Genomic DNA, 19,788 nt, shown 5'->3' with positions numbered 1-19,788 from the left:
TTTGGTTACTTTACCAAAAATTGAGCGATGTTAATCAGACGTTTACTTTCTAAAAGACTATAAGCTAATTATTAGCCAGCCACTTGGTATAGCTTTGCAATAATAACCCTGAAAATCTGGATTTTTTCTTCAGTTGCTTGCTTAAGCCATCAAAAGTAGATTCTGTTAATCGATAACCCAACAGCCATTGAATGCTGATAATCAAGCTGTCATCACCTTGTACTTGACGGCTCAAACTATCCAAATATCTTAACGCTGTCAGTGATTCAGAACTTTGCCGTGTAAATACGCCGCGCATACCGGTTGTTTCTGACTTGTAAACCCCGATTGCCTCATGCACATTAACCGCCAGCCGATCACGGGATTCCTGACGTGCTTTTTTAATCTTCTGCAGGGTAGCATTTTGCCCGATTTCGCGGGCATAGGCTTTAAATTTTGCAATATTATTAAGTAATTTTTCTCGCGCTTGTTTTGCTTCGATGGCTTGCCTTCCAACATCTCGTGCGTGACTCTGAAGTATATCAAAAGCCTGATTACGTTTTTGTATCGACTGTTGTCCCACCGTATGAGCATAATCCTGAAACTTTTTCATTCTGGCAGCCTCTGCATCTTTTTTTGCCCTGTAAGCATAAGCACTGACACCGCCGGGACTGCCCGGATAACCGGCATCAATCTGTTTTATTTCCTTTTCTGTCAAACCATACTTAATGACAAAGCGCGATTTACCAATAACATCATGGGCATATAACTTAAGACTGCTAACGGGCACTGCCAACGTTTCTATAAATTGCTTACCCTTCTCGGTTGAGATGGCATAAATAGCGTTATCAGCGAAAGCAAAGCGGATAAGATCACTGGTACTGGCAAGCTCTATTACCTGCGCTCCCAAAAATGGACAGGCTGTTAATAGCTCATGACCCGGCATAATGCCTGATGCCAATAACTTATTGCCTTTGGCCATTTCGTTCCAATCCCGCGCAAAGTCATAGATTGTTTTGATTAAACTGACGGTAGCCGTGACAGCTCGAGATATTAAGGCACCCGCATCGGAACCTGTGCCAATAGTCGATGCCAACCCGGTTCCAAAATTAGCAGCACTAGAGGCGACTTTCAGACCAAGCTCGGCAACGTCCCGCTCAAGCATCACTTTCAAGGCACCAACAGCTTGTTGCGGCGTTCCAGATCGCACGTTCCTTTGATGCTCATTGGTTTTATAGCTGCGCCAGCCACTTTTCGCGAGCTCACGCGACTGCACCAAAAGCTCCTTCCCTTCCTTAATCGTGCCTATATAAGGTATACATTTGGATAGTTCATCACAGAGCTGTTTACCCAAAATATCGTACAAAATACGAATCCCCTGCTTCTTGAGCTCGCCTTCAATGCCATCCATCAAATCGTTAAGTAACGTATCCAGACTTTCAACACCGATAATCCTCACTAACGATGTACCCCGTGGAGCATCTTCGGATTTGACTCCGGCGACTTCCTTCCAGGCCTCGATCGTGCCCTCAACACCTGCCTTGACATCGCCGAAATCTTCATCTTTTTTGTTATAGACTATCCTGGCTCCTTCCAAAGTTCGTCTTAACAAATTCTGTTGGCTTAGCCTGATAGCCTCAATTGCCTCCAGATCACCCGATTCCAGCGACGGGGTGTGCAAAGTCATATCACTTTCAAGCGCATTAATCCATTCCTCGCCTCGACGCTTACTTACCCGGAAACGACTTCTATTGTCTTTCTCCTGGCGCCATAAATAAATCGCCACAGCCAGATCAAATTGAAATTCACCGGAGTCTTTGCCAGCTAAATAAGCACTTCCCGCCATAAAAACCGCTAACCATTCCCCGGATGGTTTAGTCATCACATCCTGATTGAAATGCAATAGAGCTTCTTCTGTTAAGGGTAATGATGGTATTGGCATGGGCAATAGATGATTATCAATTTTTGATAGTAGGGTGCAGTCTAATACATAAATTAATTGTTCGACTATTTTTATTCAAAAACTAACATAACTATACGGTAGGTCGCAGTTTTGATAATTTAACTCAGCTAGCCAGTTAAAAAGTAAAATATTTTTGTTTAAAATAAAGCGCCACTTTGACCAGACCAATAAGCACAACCCTCATTCTTTAAATAACCGAGTTGTTACCTATTTTACAAAGTCATTACTTTCAATATGTCTGATTAACTGGCATCCAGTTTATAGCCAAATCCGCGCACCGTCTTGAGCAACTTTATATCATAATCATCATCGATTTTTCGCCGTAACTGGCGAATATAAACATCCACCACATTAGTCAACGGGTCAGCACTGTAACCCCACACTTGCTCCAGAATACGGGTACGACTCAATACTTTACCCGGCATACGCATAAAACACTCCAGCAACGAAAATTCTTTCGGCGTCAGGTCAATCAATGTGTCACCACGCCTCACTTCGTGGCTTTCCGCATTTAATATCAAATCAGCAATGCGAAATTCTTTGGTTTCCGGTTTTATATCGCCGCCTCGACGACGCATCAACACTTCAATTCGTGCCAGCAATTCTTCAAAAGCGAAAGGCTTTGTCATATAATCATCAGCACCGGAGCGCAGACCTGTTACCTTATCCTGCACCGCATCTCTGGCTGTCAACATTAAAATTGGCGTACCCACACCCGAACCCCGCAAGCGCTCGCAAACCTCCCGGCCATTGATATCAGGCAGTCCCAAATCCAGAATGATTACCTGAAACTTACCGCCGGTACCCAGCGTTATGGCCTCCAGACCACTACGTGCCACTTCTACAACATAGCCTTCAGCCTTTAATCCACGTTGAACAAAGTCAGCAATACGCTGATCGTCTTCCACCAGTAAAACTCGCATGTAACCGTTTTCCATTAGCTTGGTATCGATAAGTTATTAATCATTTATCTGCTTCATCCTGCCCTTCCAAAATTAACGGCAACGTTGCTGTAAACGTCGAACCTCCATTTTCAATACTGGTCACGGCAATCCGTCCACCGTGCGCCTTCATGATTGACTTGGCCATTGGCAAACCCAATCCCCTACCCTCTTCCCTCGAAATCTGAGCATTTTGGCTGCGAAACTGACGGTCAAAAATACGTTCCAAATCCTCTGCAGGTATACCGATACCTTGATCAGCAAGACTAAAATTAACCTCGTGTTCATCTATCCACAAAGTGACCGTAATGTGTCCTCCCGGTTTGGAATATTGGCAGGCATTATTCCCTAAAATAAACAATAACTGTCTTAGACGCTGTTTATCACCACGCACCCAAACCGGTTCGGCTGGCGCATCCAGGGAAACCGAAATTGCATTTTCCTCGGCCATCACTTGAAAATTCTCTACAGTACTGGTCAGCAGCTCGGTAAGATCAAGATTATCATCCCATTCAAACTGAAGATTGGTGGTTTCGGTACGGGCCAGAAACAACAAATCGTTGACGTACTTCCCCAATTGCATTGATAGTTCAACGATGCGCTCCAAGGTATCTTTATATTCCTCGGCATCACGATTCCGGCCCCGTAAAGTCACCTCTGCCTCGCCTCGAATGACCGTAATAGGAGTACGCAACTCATGACTGATATCTGCCAAAAACTCCCGCCGGGTATTGTCCATATGACTTAATTCTTCATTTAAACGATGCAGCTCAAAGGTACGCTCAACGACTCTTTTTTCCAATACGACACGGCCTTCGCGCAACTTGTCTTGTTGCAGCTGCAACTCTTGCGCCATTTGATTAAAATGGCTGCCAAGATAAGCAAATTCATCGCGTGTATCAAGAGTAATACGATAATCTAAATGGCCGGAAGCAATCTCGGTAGTCCCTTTCATTAAGACTTCAATAGGTTTCCTGATGCCGCGAAGCAGCAAGAACCCGGATATCAGACTAAATACCGCTGCAGTTAATGACGCCAGAATAGCAATCCAACGCGAACGGGCAATCCAGTCTTCCAATTCTTGCTTGGCTTTGGTCGCTTTTTCTCGTTCAGCGTTAATGGCATCGTCAATTAGCGGTTGAAATTTCTCATCAATTTCTTCTTTCGAAAACTTTGTTAATACCTGAACTGCCGCATCATACTGACCCTGTTGACGCAACTGTTCAACTTCGTCAAACCGATACTCAATGGCATCCAAAAAAGCAGAAAAACGGGCGACTCTTTCCAGTTCGGCAAGCTGATTATTTTGCAGCTGGGCATTATCAGTCTCCGGGATTGATACTATTACTGCCGTTTCCCTAAGCTTCTGTATAGCGTCATAGAGACCATCCCTGGATAGCTCCACCCCTGCTTTTGCCATTGGCGTGGCCGTCATCAGCCTGTCCATTCGCTGCTTAAAGTGGCGATAGGCTTCTTGGGACAAGCGCTCATAATGATCCAATCTCTCATACGCTATTTGACTGCGCTGAACATAAAGGGCGACCTGATTTGAACTCCAATACAGCGCTATCCCCAAAAACAACACAAAACCGAACGAAACAACAATAACAAATGCCAATCGAAAACGAAACATAGGGGCTATTTTACGTTACCACTTTCATCCAGGTGTTTTTCCATGGATCTAATGGCTTCCAGCTTTTCTCGTAACAGACGGTTTTCAATGCTCTTTACCCCTTTTTCATCTTTCGATCCCGATACCTGTTTAACTGTTTTTTGTTTACATTCCAGTGGCAAGGACTTTCTCGACACAACCTGCAAACGTCTTAAGGCTTCCGTATGAATAGCCACAAGCTTCTGCACGCGAGCATCGGAGAGACTTCCTGACGGGATAGCACTAACGCCATCCAGAATATCGGGAATATTGCCACAGGCATCAGAAAACAAACGTCCTATCATCAGGCGTAACTGAATCCCGACGGCTGGATAATCTTGTTGGCGTTTGAGTAATATGTCACACACCTCGCTACGTGACGAAAGCGGCATTTGCGCCATGTTGGCATCAAAAACAAACAAGCCGTCAAAGTCGGATTGTGCATAAGGATCTGCATAGCCACCTGAATTTCCGGGCCAATCAGAATTAAACTGGGCACATCCTGTCTGCAGCAAAAGGCTTAGCACCAAGCTGATGCGATTTATTCCGAAAATTATAGTCATGCCTGGATATCGCCTTATGTTTAGAATGGAGGGTAATGACAGTGTAGCAATAGTGGTTCCCTGTTTTTCAGGCCTCTCCGGTTAGCGGTATTTGAATACGGATACGGGCGCCTTGTTGATCTTGTCTTGAGTCAATAATATCAATTTTGCCTTGATGATTAGTGACATATTCCCTGACAATGGCCAACCCCAATCCAGGCTCGTCAACATCATTATTTTTAGCAGACCTACCGCGAAAAAACGGCTCAAACACATGTAAACGCTCATTGGGATCAATTCCTGGCCCTTCATCTTCAATTTCCAATTCCATTTGCATGCCGGAATCTCGAAGCATAATGCGTATTTCTCCACCCAAGGGGGAATATTTAACGGCATTGGACAGCAATTTATCGATAACACTTCGCAACTGCTCTTCAACGCCGGCAATTTCGACAGGTCTGACCAATTTTTTCAAACTAATCGATTTAGCCTGTAATTCAGGCTGCAAATCCTTGATAACTGAATCAAGCAAATACTCCATATTAACGGTTGCCTTACTATTCATTTCAAGATTCGAGTGAATTTGACTATACCGAACCAACTCATCTGATACAGTTTTTAGTTTGTCAACATTGTTACATAACACCAATGCGATATCCTGCCGGGCATTGCCCACCTCATCCCCTGTCTCATTGACAAGACATCCTGCACTTTCGCGAATACTTGCCAACGGCAGATTGATTTCGCGAGCCACATTATGCATAAATTGTTGCTTGGAAATTTCCAGCTCCATCAAATGCGTCCGCAACCATTCCAGGCGATTACCCAGATAGCGCAGATCCGAAGGGCCTGATATGACAATTGGCTCGTTAAGTTCGCCCGAACCAAGACGCCGAATACCCGTATCCAATTGGCGCATTGACCGCGAAATAACAATCAGCAGTATCGCAATAAATATAAACGAGATGACAAACAGAACAGCGCCTTTGATGAATAATCCTTGCTCCAGAGACTCTGATTGCTGGCGTAATTCATTAAATTCATGATCAACGTAATGTTCAAATTCTTGTGAAAGATTATAAGACGACTCACGCAGACCCTGGAATGCTTCATCGACCGGCAGTTTAAGATTATTCTCGCTGGCCGAACCAATAATTTGCTGATAAATCAGATTTTCTTTTTCCGATAATTCGTTAACCAACAAGGCAATTTTATTATCGACATGAAGTTTTAGTAATTCGCCCAAGGCTTGTTTAAACGATGCTCTTGTGCTTTCGTAAGATTGTTGCTCATAAGGCTGACGAACCAAAGGGTCAGACAGCAGCACGAATAACCTGGCTTTTCGTTCAATATCAGCGGTCTTTTGCAAAACCAGGCGGATCGACTTGGTTTGCTCAAAAACCTGAAAATTGATGGTTCTGCCTAATGCCGATGTTTCCCGCATACCAAAAGCGGCATACATGACTGCCAGAAAAAGCGGAATAACGGTAATCACAAAGCCCATAACGATAAGGGATTTTAACGAAAAAATAGTGTTGAGTTTCATGCGGCTACAAAGAGAAATAAACCGTCTCCCCAAAGTTTCGACAAATCCCGCTTTCTGAAAATATCCGGAACAAAATTAGTAAGGCGTTCTTTCATTGATTTCCGTGTGTGATCGTCAAAATTAAGCCCTTCTACAACGGCCCTTCCAGGGGATCTGCTTCATGGAAATCTGTTTCCGGCATCGAAGAGTCCAACCGCACCGCCGACACATTTGCTGGCTGACACGAATGGAAAACCGTTATTATACACACAAGTGTTGCATCACCAATCATCTTGTGATTGCATCAATTTGCCACTTAGCCAAACTTTTATAAGCCATGAAGCCATTAACCCTATTGCGTTTCACAGTACAAATAATACTGGTTGTACTGGCCGGACCGACCATTGCCAACGCCAATGAATCCCCTAAATTACCGGTAAAAGGTACGCTCGAAAGACCGCTTCTGCTACTTGAACTGGGCAGTAAACCACCGTCAATGGGCATTGATGACAAAACCACGCAAGTATTTGCCGGCGAAGTCTACGCCCACGAAGGCGATACATCGGTCCAAACCGGCATTGATGAAATTAGCTCGTTGCATCCCGATTTTGGTAGCTGGAAAGTTAACTTTCGCTTCAAGATCAACCCCGGCCTCCCGGCCAAACCCTATAATTTTTTGGCGCGTTGGAAACAGGGTGGCGATCCAAACGTCTGTGTGCAATCTTTCGAAATATGGGCAGGGTCTGATCAAGCCAAGCTCGAACTGCGTGCGACACTGACCATGAAGCCCAAAGGTTGGGAGTACGCCTGGATAACCGCTGAATCTCCGGTTAATCTTAAAGCTGACGATACCATTATTGAGGTACGCAATAGTGGCGCCGGCCATGATGCCAAAATCTTCGATGCCTTTATACTGGCTCCGCCATTGTCCTCGTTACCAACCAGCGGTACCGCAGACCGACCACTGGTACTGCTGGAATTAGGTACTACCCCCGCATTCGGTACAGCAGAAAAAGAACCTTCTTTGCAGGTTCAACTCGGCACAGCGACTGCCGGTCCCGGTGCCGAGTCACTATTAACTGAAAAAGACGAGGTCCAGGTTTTTCACCAAGGTTTCGGAAGCTGGGATGCCAATTTTCGTTTTGAACTTAACCCGGAAATTATTCCCGGACAATACCAATTTTTTGCCCGCTATAAAAGCGGTGGTGAAGTCTCCCAGGTTAGCCAAACATTTACCATTAAAGCCGGAGCAAAACCGGATGAACTGGCGACACGCGGTAGTTACGCGCTAACCAACTCAACACCTTGGGAATATCAATGGCTGCAAGCCACTGCTACCGTCACTGTATTGCCGGGTGATCACTGGCTGGAAATCAACAATACCGGTAAGGCAGACGGCACTAAAATTTTCGACGCTTTCCTGATGAAACTGGAAACACCGGTGGACAACTGGATGAGCGCTACCCAAGCTGGAGCCAGAAATCGCTTTCTGGCATTGACCAAGATACTGCCAACGGCCAATCGCCGGTTACTGGTGCTTGATGGTAAAACCGGCAAAGATAACATCCTGTTTCACGGACTGGGGTTGGATGCAGCACGGCCCAGCTATGAAAAGCTGTCAGTCTCTTATTTAATAGGCCCGGAAGCGGACAATCTGGCTCATAACTTAAATCTGCCGACATTGCCGATCGCCATAATAATGGACAACCTTAACAGTATTCTTGGTGTGTTGGCAGAGCCAAAAAGCGACCAGGAGGTGCTCAATTTTCTTGCCAATCCTGCCAAATCCGGCAAGATGCCTGCACCGACAGCGATAGCCAAGGACATACCGATACCACTTAAGGACGGCGTGCCGGAAGCCTGGCTGGTAGGTGGCTTGCAGGACGGCTTATCCGGGATGTCCATTTTTGGGCTGGATACTGAAACCCTATTACGCCCCAACCTTGACCAACCCTATCTTGGTTTACAAATGATGGGCGGGGAAATGCAAGCCTGGCGTATGGCAGCTACCCAAGCCAACGGCATTACAGATATTGAGACTAATACCCGACATTCCTATGGCTGGTCGCGTGGTAGCGGCTATGCACAACTTTATCTGCATGTTGATCAAAGCACCCAAGCACTCCTGCATTTACAACAATCCGGCATCAAAACTGCGGTTTGGCTGGATGGGCAACCGGTCAAACTGGCTGATGACCCAAAACCGTCGCCTGAATTGTCCTCTTCAGCAGAGCAATTTAAAACCCTGCTGCACGGCCTGACGACCGAAGGCTTGGTGGCAACCGCGCTGTCAGATCAAGCCGAAGCACCCCGGCTGGCCAACTTAAATCTCACGCAAGGTTGGCACAGCCTGCTTGTCAAGTTGGTTATGCAGCACGATAAAGACCAACGCTTTTACTTTGCCGGCTCCTTCACCGATCCGGCAGGCCAAGCACTGGATTCAATAAAGACTCAACTGACCGATCCCGAAGCCGATCTTGCCCTTAACAAAATCGCCGCCCACTTACGCCCGCTTATTTTTGTCGACGCACCGGCCAATCTGCCGCATCCCGGTGAAGCACTCAAACTAAAAGTAGATATGCGTTGGCATGCTATTTTGGAAGAAACCGACTTACCGGTACCGTTGCCAAGCTTTAAGGCAAAACTGCGCCTGCGCTTGGTTGACTATAGTGGCAAAGAGGTTGCGACTCAGGAAATAAACGGACTGTTCCCCGGCGAAGTTGACGCAAACTTCGACAAGATTAACGAGCCCGGCTACTACGCCGTTTATGCCTCTTTGTATACGCCTGCCGGTCAGTTGATTATGAACTATCCAGCCGACGGCTTCTCAATCGTGGCGGGCACCGCCGAGCAAAAGCAGCGTCTGGACAAGAAAAAACTATGGAATAACGATTATTATGCCTTGGCCGACGGAGATAAAAGCTTTATTCACGAAGGTGGTTATTTTGACTGGCTACAACGGATGGGCATTTACAAAAGCTTCGGCAGCTATCCGGGATTCGATCAGCAATACCAGGCGCAATGGGAACGCGCGAAACAACTTGAGCTGGTCTTGTTCGCCGACTCCTCGGGTGATAGCAACTGGCTGAATGATAATCCTGCCGATGGACAGGATTTTATCAAGACAGCCTCGGCATTTACCCGCTTTTTCAAATCGACCAACGAAATCGACATTCGCTCTGAAGCGCAATGGCAAAAACTGCGGGAGCCTGAGCACTGGGTACAACGCGCCAAATGGGAATATGAACAAGCGCACAAACTACGTAGCGACGCCCATTATGTTGGCGGCAGTCTGGTGCGACCGGGCGATAAAGAAGGGGCGGGGCAGTGGTTTAAACAGGTATTGCAACTGGGACTGGATCAATATCAGGATGCTTGGGACGTTCATGCCTATCCCCAAAAAGCGCCACGCTTCGGTGGCCCCATTGGCAATGGTGAAAGCGAAGATGAACGGGGCGTATTATCGACTTACGCAAGCCTCGGCAAAACCAATAAATTGCCGTTCTGGCTGGGCGAGACTGGTGCCAAAGCCATGCATGGTTTGACTGGCCGCCGCTGGCAAGCCGAGCAAGTCGCTAAAATCATCGCCTGGGTCAACAGTCGCAGCGATTATCTGGGTTTGGCTTTCTGCATAGGTCATGAATATGACTTGGCTTATGGACGAATCTGGGATTACTCGATGGGCCACAAGCCTGGCGAAGCTGCCATGTATACAGCCAGCGCCTTGATCGACGGCTTGCCTTACCGGGCTGTTGACGCCAAAGATACCAATATTCAGGCCGCTTACTTTGGCGAAACCTTGATGCTTTGGCGGACTGATGAGACGACTGGCGACTGGCCGCTTAAACTCGATCCCGGCAAACCGTGGGTACTGGTAGATGTGGTCGGCCATCTTCAGGAGTTGACAGTTGATACCTCAGGTATCGCCAGCATACCTACCAGCAACAGCCCGGTTTATGTGCTTTCGCGCTCCGACTATGAGCGATTGACCCGATACTAAAATTCACCGTTTAAACTCACGCGGAGTAATCCGGCTGCGCGTGAATATTAATAAAATAATTCCTGTCTTCATCCAATCTTAATCAAACCCAGCGGTTTGCTCTCATCTTGCCCCTGTATTCTTTAAACCAATCATAGCGACCAGTACCTGTTGCCGGACGTGATGACTTTGGGATGAACGGCTTACACCGTTCATCATTGAACACAGACCGCATAGGGGTTTAGCGATTATGGCACTTGGATTAGGCAACATTTTCAACGGGCTCTTCAAGCAATATGGACACACAGTGATCATCTTGCTGAGACTTATCGATATCGCCATGTTATTGGCTGCCGCTTGGGTTGCCAATTATTTTTGGCTACACGAAGTCGCCATCAATAAAGATTATCGCATTGTTATCGCTCTGGGTATTTTGGCGACCATTATCTTTTTCGAAATAGGCCAGGTTTACCGTCCCTGGCGAAATGACACCATGCGCAGCGAAACCGCACGTATCGTAAGGGCTTGGGTATTTGCCATCGTCTCGGTTATTGCCATTGTTACTTTGATACGTTTACATTTTTGGTTCGGTTCCAGTTATCGCTGGATCATCACCTGGTGTGGTACGGGGTTGTTATTCATGCTTACCGCACGCACCCTGTTTTCGCATTTATTGCGCTGGTTACGTACTCGTGGTTGGTCTCAGGGCCGTATTATTCTCGTCGGTTTAAATCAGATGGCTGTTGCCGTTAGTCAACAGTTAAATCATTCCTCATGGGCAGGTCTGGAAGTTATTGGCTATATCGATGACCGCGCCATTAACAGAAATCTGGCCGGTGATTTTTCGCTCCCACGACTTGGAAAACTGGAAGATCTCGCAGACATTGTCACCACCGAGGGTATTGATGAAGTATGGATTGCCTTTACCGGCGAATCACTCATAGATCGCGCCCAATATCAACTGCGACATTTACCGGTCAGTATTCGTTTGGTTATTGATTGCTTTGCTTTCAAACAAAGTAAATTCCTCAGTCTGAATACTGTGGCAGGTATTCCAACCCTGGATTTTTTGGTTTCTCCATTGCAAGGCTTTAATGGTTATATCAAGGCATTCGTCGATAGATTGTTTGCACTGATCATCCTCATATTGATCAGCCCTTTACTGGCCTTCATCGCTGTCGGCGTCAAGCTGAGTTCAAACGGTCCGGTGTTTTATCGACAAGAACGGATTGGCTGGAACAACCTTCCCTTTACCATGTTGAAGTTCCGTTCAATGCCTGTTGGCACAGAAGCCAAAACCGGTGCAGTTTGGGCCAAGTCTGGTGAAAACCGGGCCACCCGATTTGGCAGTTTCTTGCGTAAAACCAGCCTTGATGAACTTCCGCAACTGATCAATGTGCTTAAAGGCGATATGTCTCTGGTTGGACCCAGGCCGGAACGCCCGGATTTTGTCGAAGTATTTAAAGACCAGGTGCCCAATTACATGAAAAAGCATATGGTCAAAGCCGGTATTACCGGCTGGGCTCAAGTCAATGGCTGGCGCGGCGATACCGACTTAAACCAACGTATAGAACACGATTTATATTACATCCAGCATTGGTCAGTATGGTTCGATTTGGAAATTGCCCTACGTACCGTACTAACCGGCTTTATCAATAAAAACGCTTATTAAGGAAACATCGTTATGTTTAAGTTGAGTCTCCTATCACTGATTTTACTGTTACCCGCTTGCTCATTAACACCGGGCATGAATATGAAAGCAGAAAACAACTTATCGGAACTGGAAGTGCCGATGATGAAAAATGGCAGAATGACCAAGGGCAAGACGCCGATCGTGCCAATTACTGCGGATCTGATTATTGAGCGGGAAAATGCCCGACTGAAAACGGTTAATAACCTTCCGCCAGTAGATATCAGTAAAACAAGCTATAAAATCGGCCCACAAGATCGCTTGCAGGTTACTGTTTGGGAGCATCCGGAACTGAACGATCCCGGTGGTGAAAGAATAACTCCCGAACTGGCCGGTAAAGTGGTCGATGACAATGGCGACCTTTATTACCCCTATGTGGGCAGTATTCATGTTGGTGGGAAAACCATCACCGAGGCCAGGACTGAACTGACCAGCGAACTATCCAAATACTTTAAGAAAGTCAAACTCGATATCCGTGTACTGTCATTTCAAAGCCATAGGGCCGCTATCGTCGGTGAAGTTAAAACACCGGGGGTTCAGTCCATGAATGAAACACCGTTGACTATTTCCGAAGCGATCAGCCATGCTGGCGGGGTAACCGGAGATGCCGACATGAGTAACGTTGCTCTGGCACGCGATGGAAAATCTTACAAGATTGATGTACTGGCACTCTATGCAAAAGGCAACTCTACCCAAAATCTGCTGCTCAAGGATGGCGATGTACTTTATATCCCTGACCATAGAGACAATAAAGTATTAATGCTGGGTGAAGTCGGCAGACAACAAGCCCTGCAGATGAACAAAGGTAAAATGTCACTGGCACAGGCCCTGGGAGAAGCTTATGGTTTCGACTTAAACACCTCCAGACCGGAAGAGATTTATGTGATTCGACCCGGCGATATGAGTCCCGAGATTTTCCATTTAAATGCGGGCTCTCCTGATGCCATGATCTTGGGCGACCAGTTTGCCTTGCAAGCGCATGATACCGTTTTCGTAGGCACCGCAGGCGTTACCCAATGGTCACGTGTTCTAAACCAAATTCTGCCGGGATCATTCACATCAATGATGTCACTCGCAGCAACCCAAGGCATGTAAAAGCCTTTGAGGCTATTGGTTTTTTCAAACAATTGAGATATGAAAACTATGTATTCACAAAATGAAGCTACTACACAGTTCCAGCCAGTAAATCCGTCCAGGATCGAAGAGCATGGCGTCAGTATCCGCGATTATGTAGATTTACTCATCGAAGGCAAAAAAACCATTTTGTTAACGCTGGTATCAGTTTTACTGATCACATCAATCTATTTGGTTCTTGCACCACGCACTTTTAAAGCTGACGCGTTGTTACGGATCGATAAAAACAAGGCGCTACTCGCTGCACCGCTTCGTAGTGAGTCTAATGGAGCCTCGGCTGAAACCGATAATCCAAGAGCACAACGTGAAGTGGAAATTCTCCGTTCCCGGTCGGTGCTCGGTAAGGTGGTCGATGACCTGAACCTGATGGTGGAGTATTCGCCTTATTACTTCCCCGTCATTGGAAAAACGGTGGCCCGCCATTATGATAGCCATGACGGGGTTGCCACGCCCTGGCTAGGGCTTGATCGCTGGGCCTGGGGCGGTGAAAAGCTAAAGATAACCTCCTTCACCCTGCCGGATCGTTATCTGAATAAAGAATTTACCATTATCGCGCTGGAAAAAGGTCATTTTCGCTTACTCGGCCCTAAAGATGAAACCCTGCTTGAAGGAAAAACAGGTGAAATCATTACGGCCGATCTGGGTGAAGACGTTCCGCTGACGATCAATATCGCCGAACTCGCCGCCCATACCGGAACCCATTTTGAATTAACACGAAAAACCTCGTTGGCCGCCATAGAAACTTTACAAAAAGCTTTTTCGGTCAAGGAAGTTTCCAAAGATACGGATATTCTCAACGTTGAACTTAAAGGCAATAATCCAACGCAACTGGCTAAATCAGTCAATGACATTGCCACTATTTATGTCAGCGCAACGGTCAATTGGGAATCAGCGGAAGCCTCACAAAAGTTAAGCTTTCTTGAAAGCCAATTGCCTGTTATTAAAGATCGTCTGGAAAAGTCGGAGCAAAATCTTAGCACCTTCAGACAAAAACATGGCGCCGTTGATATATCTGCCGAGGCTGAAATATTACTCAAACAAGCCTCCGAAATGGAAACACTGGGCATTCAACTCAAACAAAAATACGACGAACAAAATCAACGCCTGGAGTCAGCACATCCAGACATGATATCCACTAACGCACAAATTAAGCGTATTGACAGCAAACTGGGCGCTTTGGAAAAACGTATCAAGGATTTACCCCGTACTCAACAAAGCGTGGTCAGTCTGTCACGGGATGTAAAAGTCAATACCGAGCTTTATACGTCAATGCTCAATAGTGCCCAAGAACAGCGTATTGCCGCTGCCGGCTCGCTCGGTAACTCACGAATTATTGATTTGGCGGTAACACCTGAAAAACCATACTGGCCAAACCCCGGGATGCTACTAACCCTTGCAGCCTTACTGGGTTTAAGTGCAGGATCTGCGCAAGTGTTTTTGAGAAACTCCTTACAGCGTCACGATAATTATCCTGCCATGCTGGAATACCAAGTAGGTTTACCACTTTTTGCCGCTATTCCGCACAGCAAGAAGCAACGTAAATTGGCACGTTTGATTGATCAGGGTAAAGATCACGAACCGGGTATTTTAGCCAGTCAGGACCCGCTGGATATTTCCGTGGAATCGCTACGCGGTTTGCGTACCACTCTGGAAGCAACTATGGACAGCAACGCCAGCAAAGTCATCATGGTTAGTAGTCCGGCACCCAGTATGGGTAAATCTTTTGTCAGTACCAACCTGGCAGCATTACTGGCGAGTATCAAGAAACGCGTGATAATCATTGACGCCGACATGCGTAATGGCCGATTGCATGAAGCATTTTCCGTTGACAAACAACTGGGGCTTTCCGATCTTTTGGCTGGTAGAGCGACGCTCGGCGAGGTCATCATCAGTTTACCCGATATAGGTGTCGACTTTATACCACGTGGCAGTATGGTGCTAAATCCTGCGGAATTATTGGTTATCGGTAATTTGGAGGAGACCCTTGAGCAGTTGAAGAGTTTTTATAATCATATCGTGATTGATTCCCCCCCTATTTTGGGTGCAACTGACGCAGCTATTATGGGCCAACACGCTGACGCTACCTTTTTAGTGGTTAAGGAAGGCCGCTACACGGCTCAGGAACTGGAGGTCAGCTTCAGACGCTTTAAACAGGTTGGGGTCAATCCGAACGGTTTTATTATCAACGATATGAAAGAAGAGTCATCTTATTATGGCTATGCCTATAACCAAACCAACATAGAATCCAAGAGCAATTCCGGGTATCAGGCCGTAAAAGGTTGGTTTGGAAAAACCCAGGATAGCCGCTATTTGGCTACCGAAAAAACGGCGGAAGCGCTTGATGATGAGGTACAGGTGTAACATGAAAATACAGATCAAAAAAAAATTATCAATACTGCTGTTCGCACTGACCAGTACCTCGACACTGGCCTCCTTACCGATAGCCGAAGCTACCTGGACGGGCGTAAAAGCCGTTTATAGCGAACAGGATTTTGGCTTGTCAATACTTCGGGAAGCCATGCTGGTGGCACTGATCAGCCAGGATGGTGCAGCCAAACCAATCAACCTGAATGGCCTGATATCAAGCGATGGGAGACTGGTTTGGAAAACGCCGGAAGCATCGCTATCTGCCTGCTGTGAAAGCAACGAAAAAGCCAGATCATAAAGGCCGGACATAAGATGACTATACGCTTTGAAAGAGATTTGCCCATCCTGCTATTTACGCTGGTCAGCATGTCGATACTGGCTTCTTTACCTCAGGTAGAGTCGGCCTGGACAGGCGTGAAGGAAGTTTATGGCGAACAGGATTTTGGTTTACGTATTCTTCGTGAAGTGATGCTGATAGTCCTTGTTGCCTACGCATTTTTTGAAACACGCTTACGGGGCGGTCTGTTAACCAGCAAGGTATTTGCATTTTTGGCTGTAGTAGCAACTTATGTGCTGTTTGAAACCGGCTATGCCCTGTATTTGGATTTGCCCTGGGTAGTACCGCTAGCAGGTTTACGTGTTTTTGAATACCTGCCGGTGGCATTGATTGGCTTCGTCGCCAGTCGCTTGGGCGGAGGTGACCATGTAATCAATAAATTTGCCCATTACCTGCGTTATTACATTGCCTTTGAAGCCGTATTGGCGATAGCCCAAGCCTTGTGGTCGCCGCATTTGTTCGGAGTATCATTTCTGGGCGGTGGACGACCATTCGGTACTTTTGTCAGTCCCAACCTGTTTGGAGCCAGCATGGCAACTTGTGCGCTACTGTTCTCACTGGTTCCGGCAATGGGAAAATGGGTGGCTATCAGCGTGTTTTTAGCGTTACTAAGTGGCTCAAGAACGGCCTTTATCAGTTCGCTACTGGTGGTTTTTTTCCAAGTTTTTGCGATGCTCCGGGCACGGGATCGCTGGGCGTTGATTATACCAGCACCCATATTTGCCATAGGAGCGCTGGTATTGGCATCCAGTCCCCTGATCAGTGGCCGCGATGATGCCAACCCAACCGAAGATGGTCGTATAGGTTTATGGCAACGGATATTTGCCGAGCAAATAAATGATCCTGCCGATGTCTTGTTCGGCTGGGGACTGGGTTTGAGCTCAAATACCATCAATGTTCTTTACGGTGCAGAACATTTTAAGGGCCAATTTGACTCTGACAGCCTGTATTTATTCTTGCTGAATGGTTATGGCCTGATTGGTCTGCTGGCCTATCTTTTCTTTTTATGGACAACAACAAAAATGTCTGCTTATCCCAAAAAAGGCGTGGTGATGATGTTTATCTTCGTTGCCGGACTGACATTTAATATGTGGGAATATTTCCCGCAAAACGCAATATTGATGTTTTTGTGGGGGACCGTCTTGGGTACAGGCTATCAGTCTGCTTTGGCCCCGTTGATAGCGAACCCGATAGCATCGGAGTCGTATTACCAGCGCCCCTCCTGATAACAAGCCATCAAAAGGAAAAGAATCATGTTCGGACTGTTAAAAGAAAAACGACTATTCGGCGACGCCTTTTGGGCGCTGTTTGGACAATTACTGTCCGCCTGCGCTTTATTGGCAGGAACCCGTTTTCTTACCGAACTGGTAACACCTGAAGTTTACGGACAGGTTGCTTTATTAAATGGTTTTGTTGCGCTGGGCGTTACCCTGTTTTCCTATCCTTTTATCTGTGCCGGCATGCGCTTATTACCGGAATGTCGGGATAAATGGGAGCGAGCAGATTTATATGCAGTGGTGACTCGTCTGACTACCCGCTCAACAGCCGTAGCAATAACGCTGCTGATATTGGGTGGTGGAGCATACAGTTATTTCACGCACAGCGATTTTTGGCTATTGATGCTGGCCGGCATTCTTCTTGTGGTAACCGTTCGCCGGGAACTGGGTATTCAGTTATTAATCGGCGAACGTAAACAACGTGGCGCAAGCTTGTGGCAGACCACCGATAGCATCTTGCGTCCCTTGTTGGCGGTATCGCTGGTCTGGTGGGGCGACCAAAAAACAGAGTGGGTTTTACTGGGTTACATCCTGGCAAGCATGCTCTCAAATATCGCCTGGTCGTTTATGCAGGACAAGAAATTACCTAAAAAAAAGCGCCCGGTTATCGCCAGGCCGTTTAAAACCGATGTATGGGCATACGCTTTACCGTTAATCCCGATGGAATTGATATTTTGGGTTAACGGCTTGGGTGATCGCTACATCATTGGTTATTTAATGACGGCTGCTGAAGTGGGTTTATATGCAGCGACTTACCTGATCATCAACGAGGCGTTTAATCGCAGTGCCATGGTTTTATTACGTATCTTTCAGCCGGTTTATTTTCAGTTGTATTCATTAAACCAGAGCAAGGAAGCCTTTAAAATTTTATGGCTATGGATCGCCAGTGTTTTTACTTTAGGGGTTGCCGGCGTTTTGCTGTTACTGCTTACCAGCGATTTGGTAGCCTCCTGGGTATTGGCAAAATCCTATCATGCGGCAGTAGATCTGATGCCGGCCATAGCCGTTGGCTGTGCGCTACATGCTTTGGGTACGGTGGTATCCCAGCCGCTGCTGGCTAATAAACGGACACGCTTGTTGTTACTGGGACGCATCTGTGGAGCAGTGACCGCGGCCATCAGCATTCCACTGATGGTGATCAATTACGGTTTACCCGGCGCCGCGATGGCTAATCCCGTTTATTTTGGCGTTGAGACCCTGGTTTTAACCATACTGGCCAGACCATGGCGCTATATCAGCCCCAAAAATAACGCGGTAATAAAGCCTGCAGAAGAAGACATGGCAGACAACGAGGTGACGGTCTGACCGTTGCTTTACATGAAAGATAAAATATTTTTAAATCAGCTTACTGGTCAACCGGTTATCAAAAAAACACAGGGGAATGTTATGACTTATGCATCAATAGCTTCAGAAATTTATGGCGATGTTTTACACGAATGCGTGAGCTGTGGGGGCGCAAAAATAAAATTTTGGCGTCAAAAAAACTTTCACTATACTGAAAACTCAAGCCATAAAGAGTTTCGTATCTACCGCTGCGAAAGTTGTGGAACCGGATTCTTAAATCGGCCGCCGCATATGCAATGGTTACAATCCATTTATCAATACTCAGGCCAGGCCCTTACCCAAGCGATAACGCTGGAAGACGTATTAGCCAGAGAAACCCTCTTCCCCAACTGTAAAGTCGATGCCGATCGCATGAGTTATCAAGCCAACCGGCTAAATAGTTCGGGCAATGGTAAGGCGCTTGATATTGGCTCGGGCTTTGGTTTTTACACGCAGGCCCTTAGAAAATTTGGTTATCGGACTATTAGTATTAATCCTGGCAGTTATGAAAATGATGTGTTTAGAGATTTGAATGGCGATGAGCCGCTTGCCGTTATGTTCGAGAATTACGAACCATCCGGGCAGTTTGGCGTCGTGATGATGTCGCAAGTATTGGAGCATCTGCTGGAGCCCGATCAAACAATCAGCAAGGTATCCGCCTTGTTGGCATCCGGCGGTGTTTTGGCTTGCGCCGTGCCTAATTACGATTCATTTTTAGTCAAGTTGCTGGGCACCAAGGATAACGCTTGTTTATGGGTACCGGAACATGTCAATTACTTTACCGAACAGGGCTTAACAGCCTTGGTTGAGCGCAACGGCTTTCGGGTTGTCAAGATACAGCAAGTAACCCGCGTCCCGTTTAACGCAGCATCCAAAAGATTACGATTGAAAGGCAAACCGGCCGCCATGGTTGATGGCTTGGTAAAATTTTTACAGATCCCGTTTGCCGGTTTAATCAATTATTTTGGGCTGGGTATTTACATCAATTTATACGCTGTGAAGAATTAAAAATGGTGCTTTATCCGCGAAAGACGATGCCGGTGGATGTTTACATTACCGTCACTGCTCATGGATATCGAC

General features: G+C 46.6%; 13 protein-coding genes. 8 read left to right on the top strand and 5 right to left on the bottom strand.

What is annotated here, in order from left to right; genetic code table 11:
* Positions 1–64: 64 nt before the first annotated feature.
* From N7974_RS00805 to N7974_RS00785, 5 genes are all read right to left on the bottom strand, one after another.
* On the bottom strand, positions 65–1,921 hold the full coding sequence (locus tag N7974_RS00805) for a hypothetical protein (RefSeq protein WP_262963811.1): 1,857 nt from the start codon (positions 1,919–1,921) through the stop codon (positions 65–67).
* Between the two features lie 263 nt (positions 1,922–2,184).
* Positions 2,185–2,865, bottom strand: a complete 681-nt coding sequence (locus tag N7974_RS00800) for a response regulator transcription factor (protein WP_262963810.1) — start codon at positions 2,863–2,865, stop codon at positions 2,185–2,187.
* Between the two features lie 40 nt (positions 2,866–2,905).
* Positions 2,906–4,516 (bottom strand): sensor histidine kinase, encoded by a 1,611-nt coding sequence (locus N7974_RS00795; RefSeq protein ID WP_262963809.1) that lies wholly within the window; start codon positions 4,514–4,516, stop codon positions 2,906–2,908.
* Positions 4,517–4,521: 5 nt separating this feature from the next.
* A complete protein-coding gene (locus N7974_RS00790) occupies positions 4,522–5,097 on the bottom strand; it encodes a hypothetical protein (RefSeq protein ID WP_262963808.1) in 576 nt (191 codons plus the stop codon).
* A 67-nt stretch (positions 5,098–5,164) separates the two neighbouring features.
* A complete protein-coding gene (locus tag N7974_RS00785) occupies positions 5,165–6,622 on the bottom strand; it encodes a sensor histidine kinase (protein ID WP_262963807.1) in 1,458 nt (485 codons plus the stop codon).
* Between the two features lie 316 nt (positions 6,623–6,938).
* Between N7974_RS00785 and N7974_RS00780 the strand changes: the two genes are divergently transcribed.
* From N7974_RS00780 to N7974_RS00745, 8 genes are all read left to right on the top strand, one after another.
* Positions 6,939–10,601: a hypothetical protein gene (locus N7974_RS00780; RefSeq protein ID WP_262963806.1), complete on the top strand. Its 3,663-nt coding sequence runs from the start codon at positions 6,939–6,941 to the stop codon at positions 10,599–10,601.
* Positions 10,602–10,830: 229 nt separating this feature from the next.
* Positions 10,831–12,252 carry an undecaprenyl-phosphate glucose phosphotransferase gene (locus N7974_RS00775; protein ID WP_262963805.1) on the top strand — a complete coding sequence of 474 codons (1,422 nt, stop codon included), beginning with the start codon at positions 10,831–10,833 and terminating at the stop codon, positions 12,250–12,252.
* A gap of 12 nt (positions 12,253–12,264) precedes the next feature.
* The gene (locus tag N7974_RS00770) at positions 12,265–13,365 is read left to right on the top strand and encodes a polysaccharide biosynthesis/export family protein (RefSeq protein ID WP_262963804.1); all 1,101 of its coding nucleotides are present in this window, start codon (positions 12,265–12,267) and stop codon (positions 13,363–13,365) included.
* Positions 13,366–13,404: 39 nt separating this feature from the next.
* Entirely contained in the window at positions 13,405–15,765 is a 2,361-nt protein-coding gene (locus N7974_RS00765; RefSeq protein WP_262963803.1) for a polysaccharide biosynthesis tyrosine autokinase, read from the top strand.
* 1 nt (position 15,766) lies between these two features.
* Positions 15,767–16,069, top strand: a complete 303-nt coding sequence (locus tag N7974_RS00760; RefSeq protein ID WP_262963802.1) for a hypothetical protein — start codon at positions 15,767–15,769, stop codon at positions 16,067–16,069.
* Between the two features lie 14 nt (positions 16,070–16,083).
* On the top strand, positions 16,084–17,334 hold the full coding sequence (locus N7974_RS00755; protein ID WP_262963801.1) for an O-antigen ligase family protein: 1,251 nt from the start codon (positions 16,084–16,086) through the stop codon (positions 17,332–17,334).
* A gap of 27 nt (positions 17,335–17,361) precedes the next feature.
* The gene (locus N7974_RS00750; RefSeq protein WP_262963800.1) at positions 17,362–18,690 is read left to right on the top strand and encodes a lipopolysaccharide biosynthesis protein; all 1,329 of its coding nucleotides are present in this window, start codon (positions 17,362–17,364) and stop codon (positions 18,688–18,690) included.
* 81 nt (positions 18,691–18,771) lie between these two features.
* Entirely contained in the window at positions 18,772–19,716 is a 945-nt protein-coding gene (locus N7974_RS00745; RefSeq protein ID WP_262963799.1) for a class I SAM-dependent methyltransferase, read from the top strand.
* Positions 19,717–19,788 lie beyond the last annotated feature (72 nt).

Origin of the sequence: Methylobacter psychrophilus (assembly GCF_025583945.1) — a bacterium.
GTDB classification, from domain to species: Bacteria; Pseudomonadota; Gammaproteobacteria; order Methylococcales; family Methylomonadaceae; genus Methylobacter_C; species Methylobacter_C psychrophilus.
Note: the sequence above shows the minus strand (reverse complement) of the source record. Positions and strands in the feature narration are given on the sequence as shown.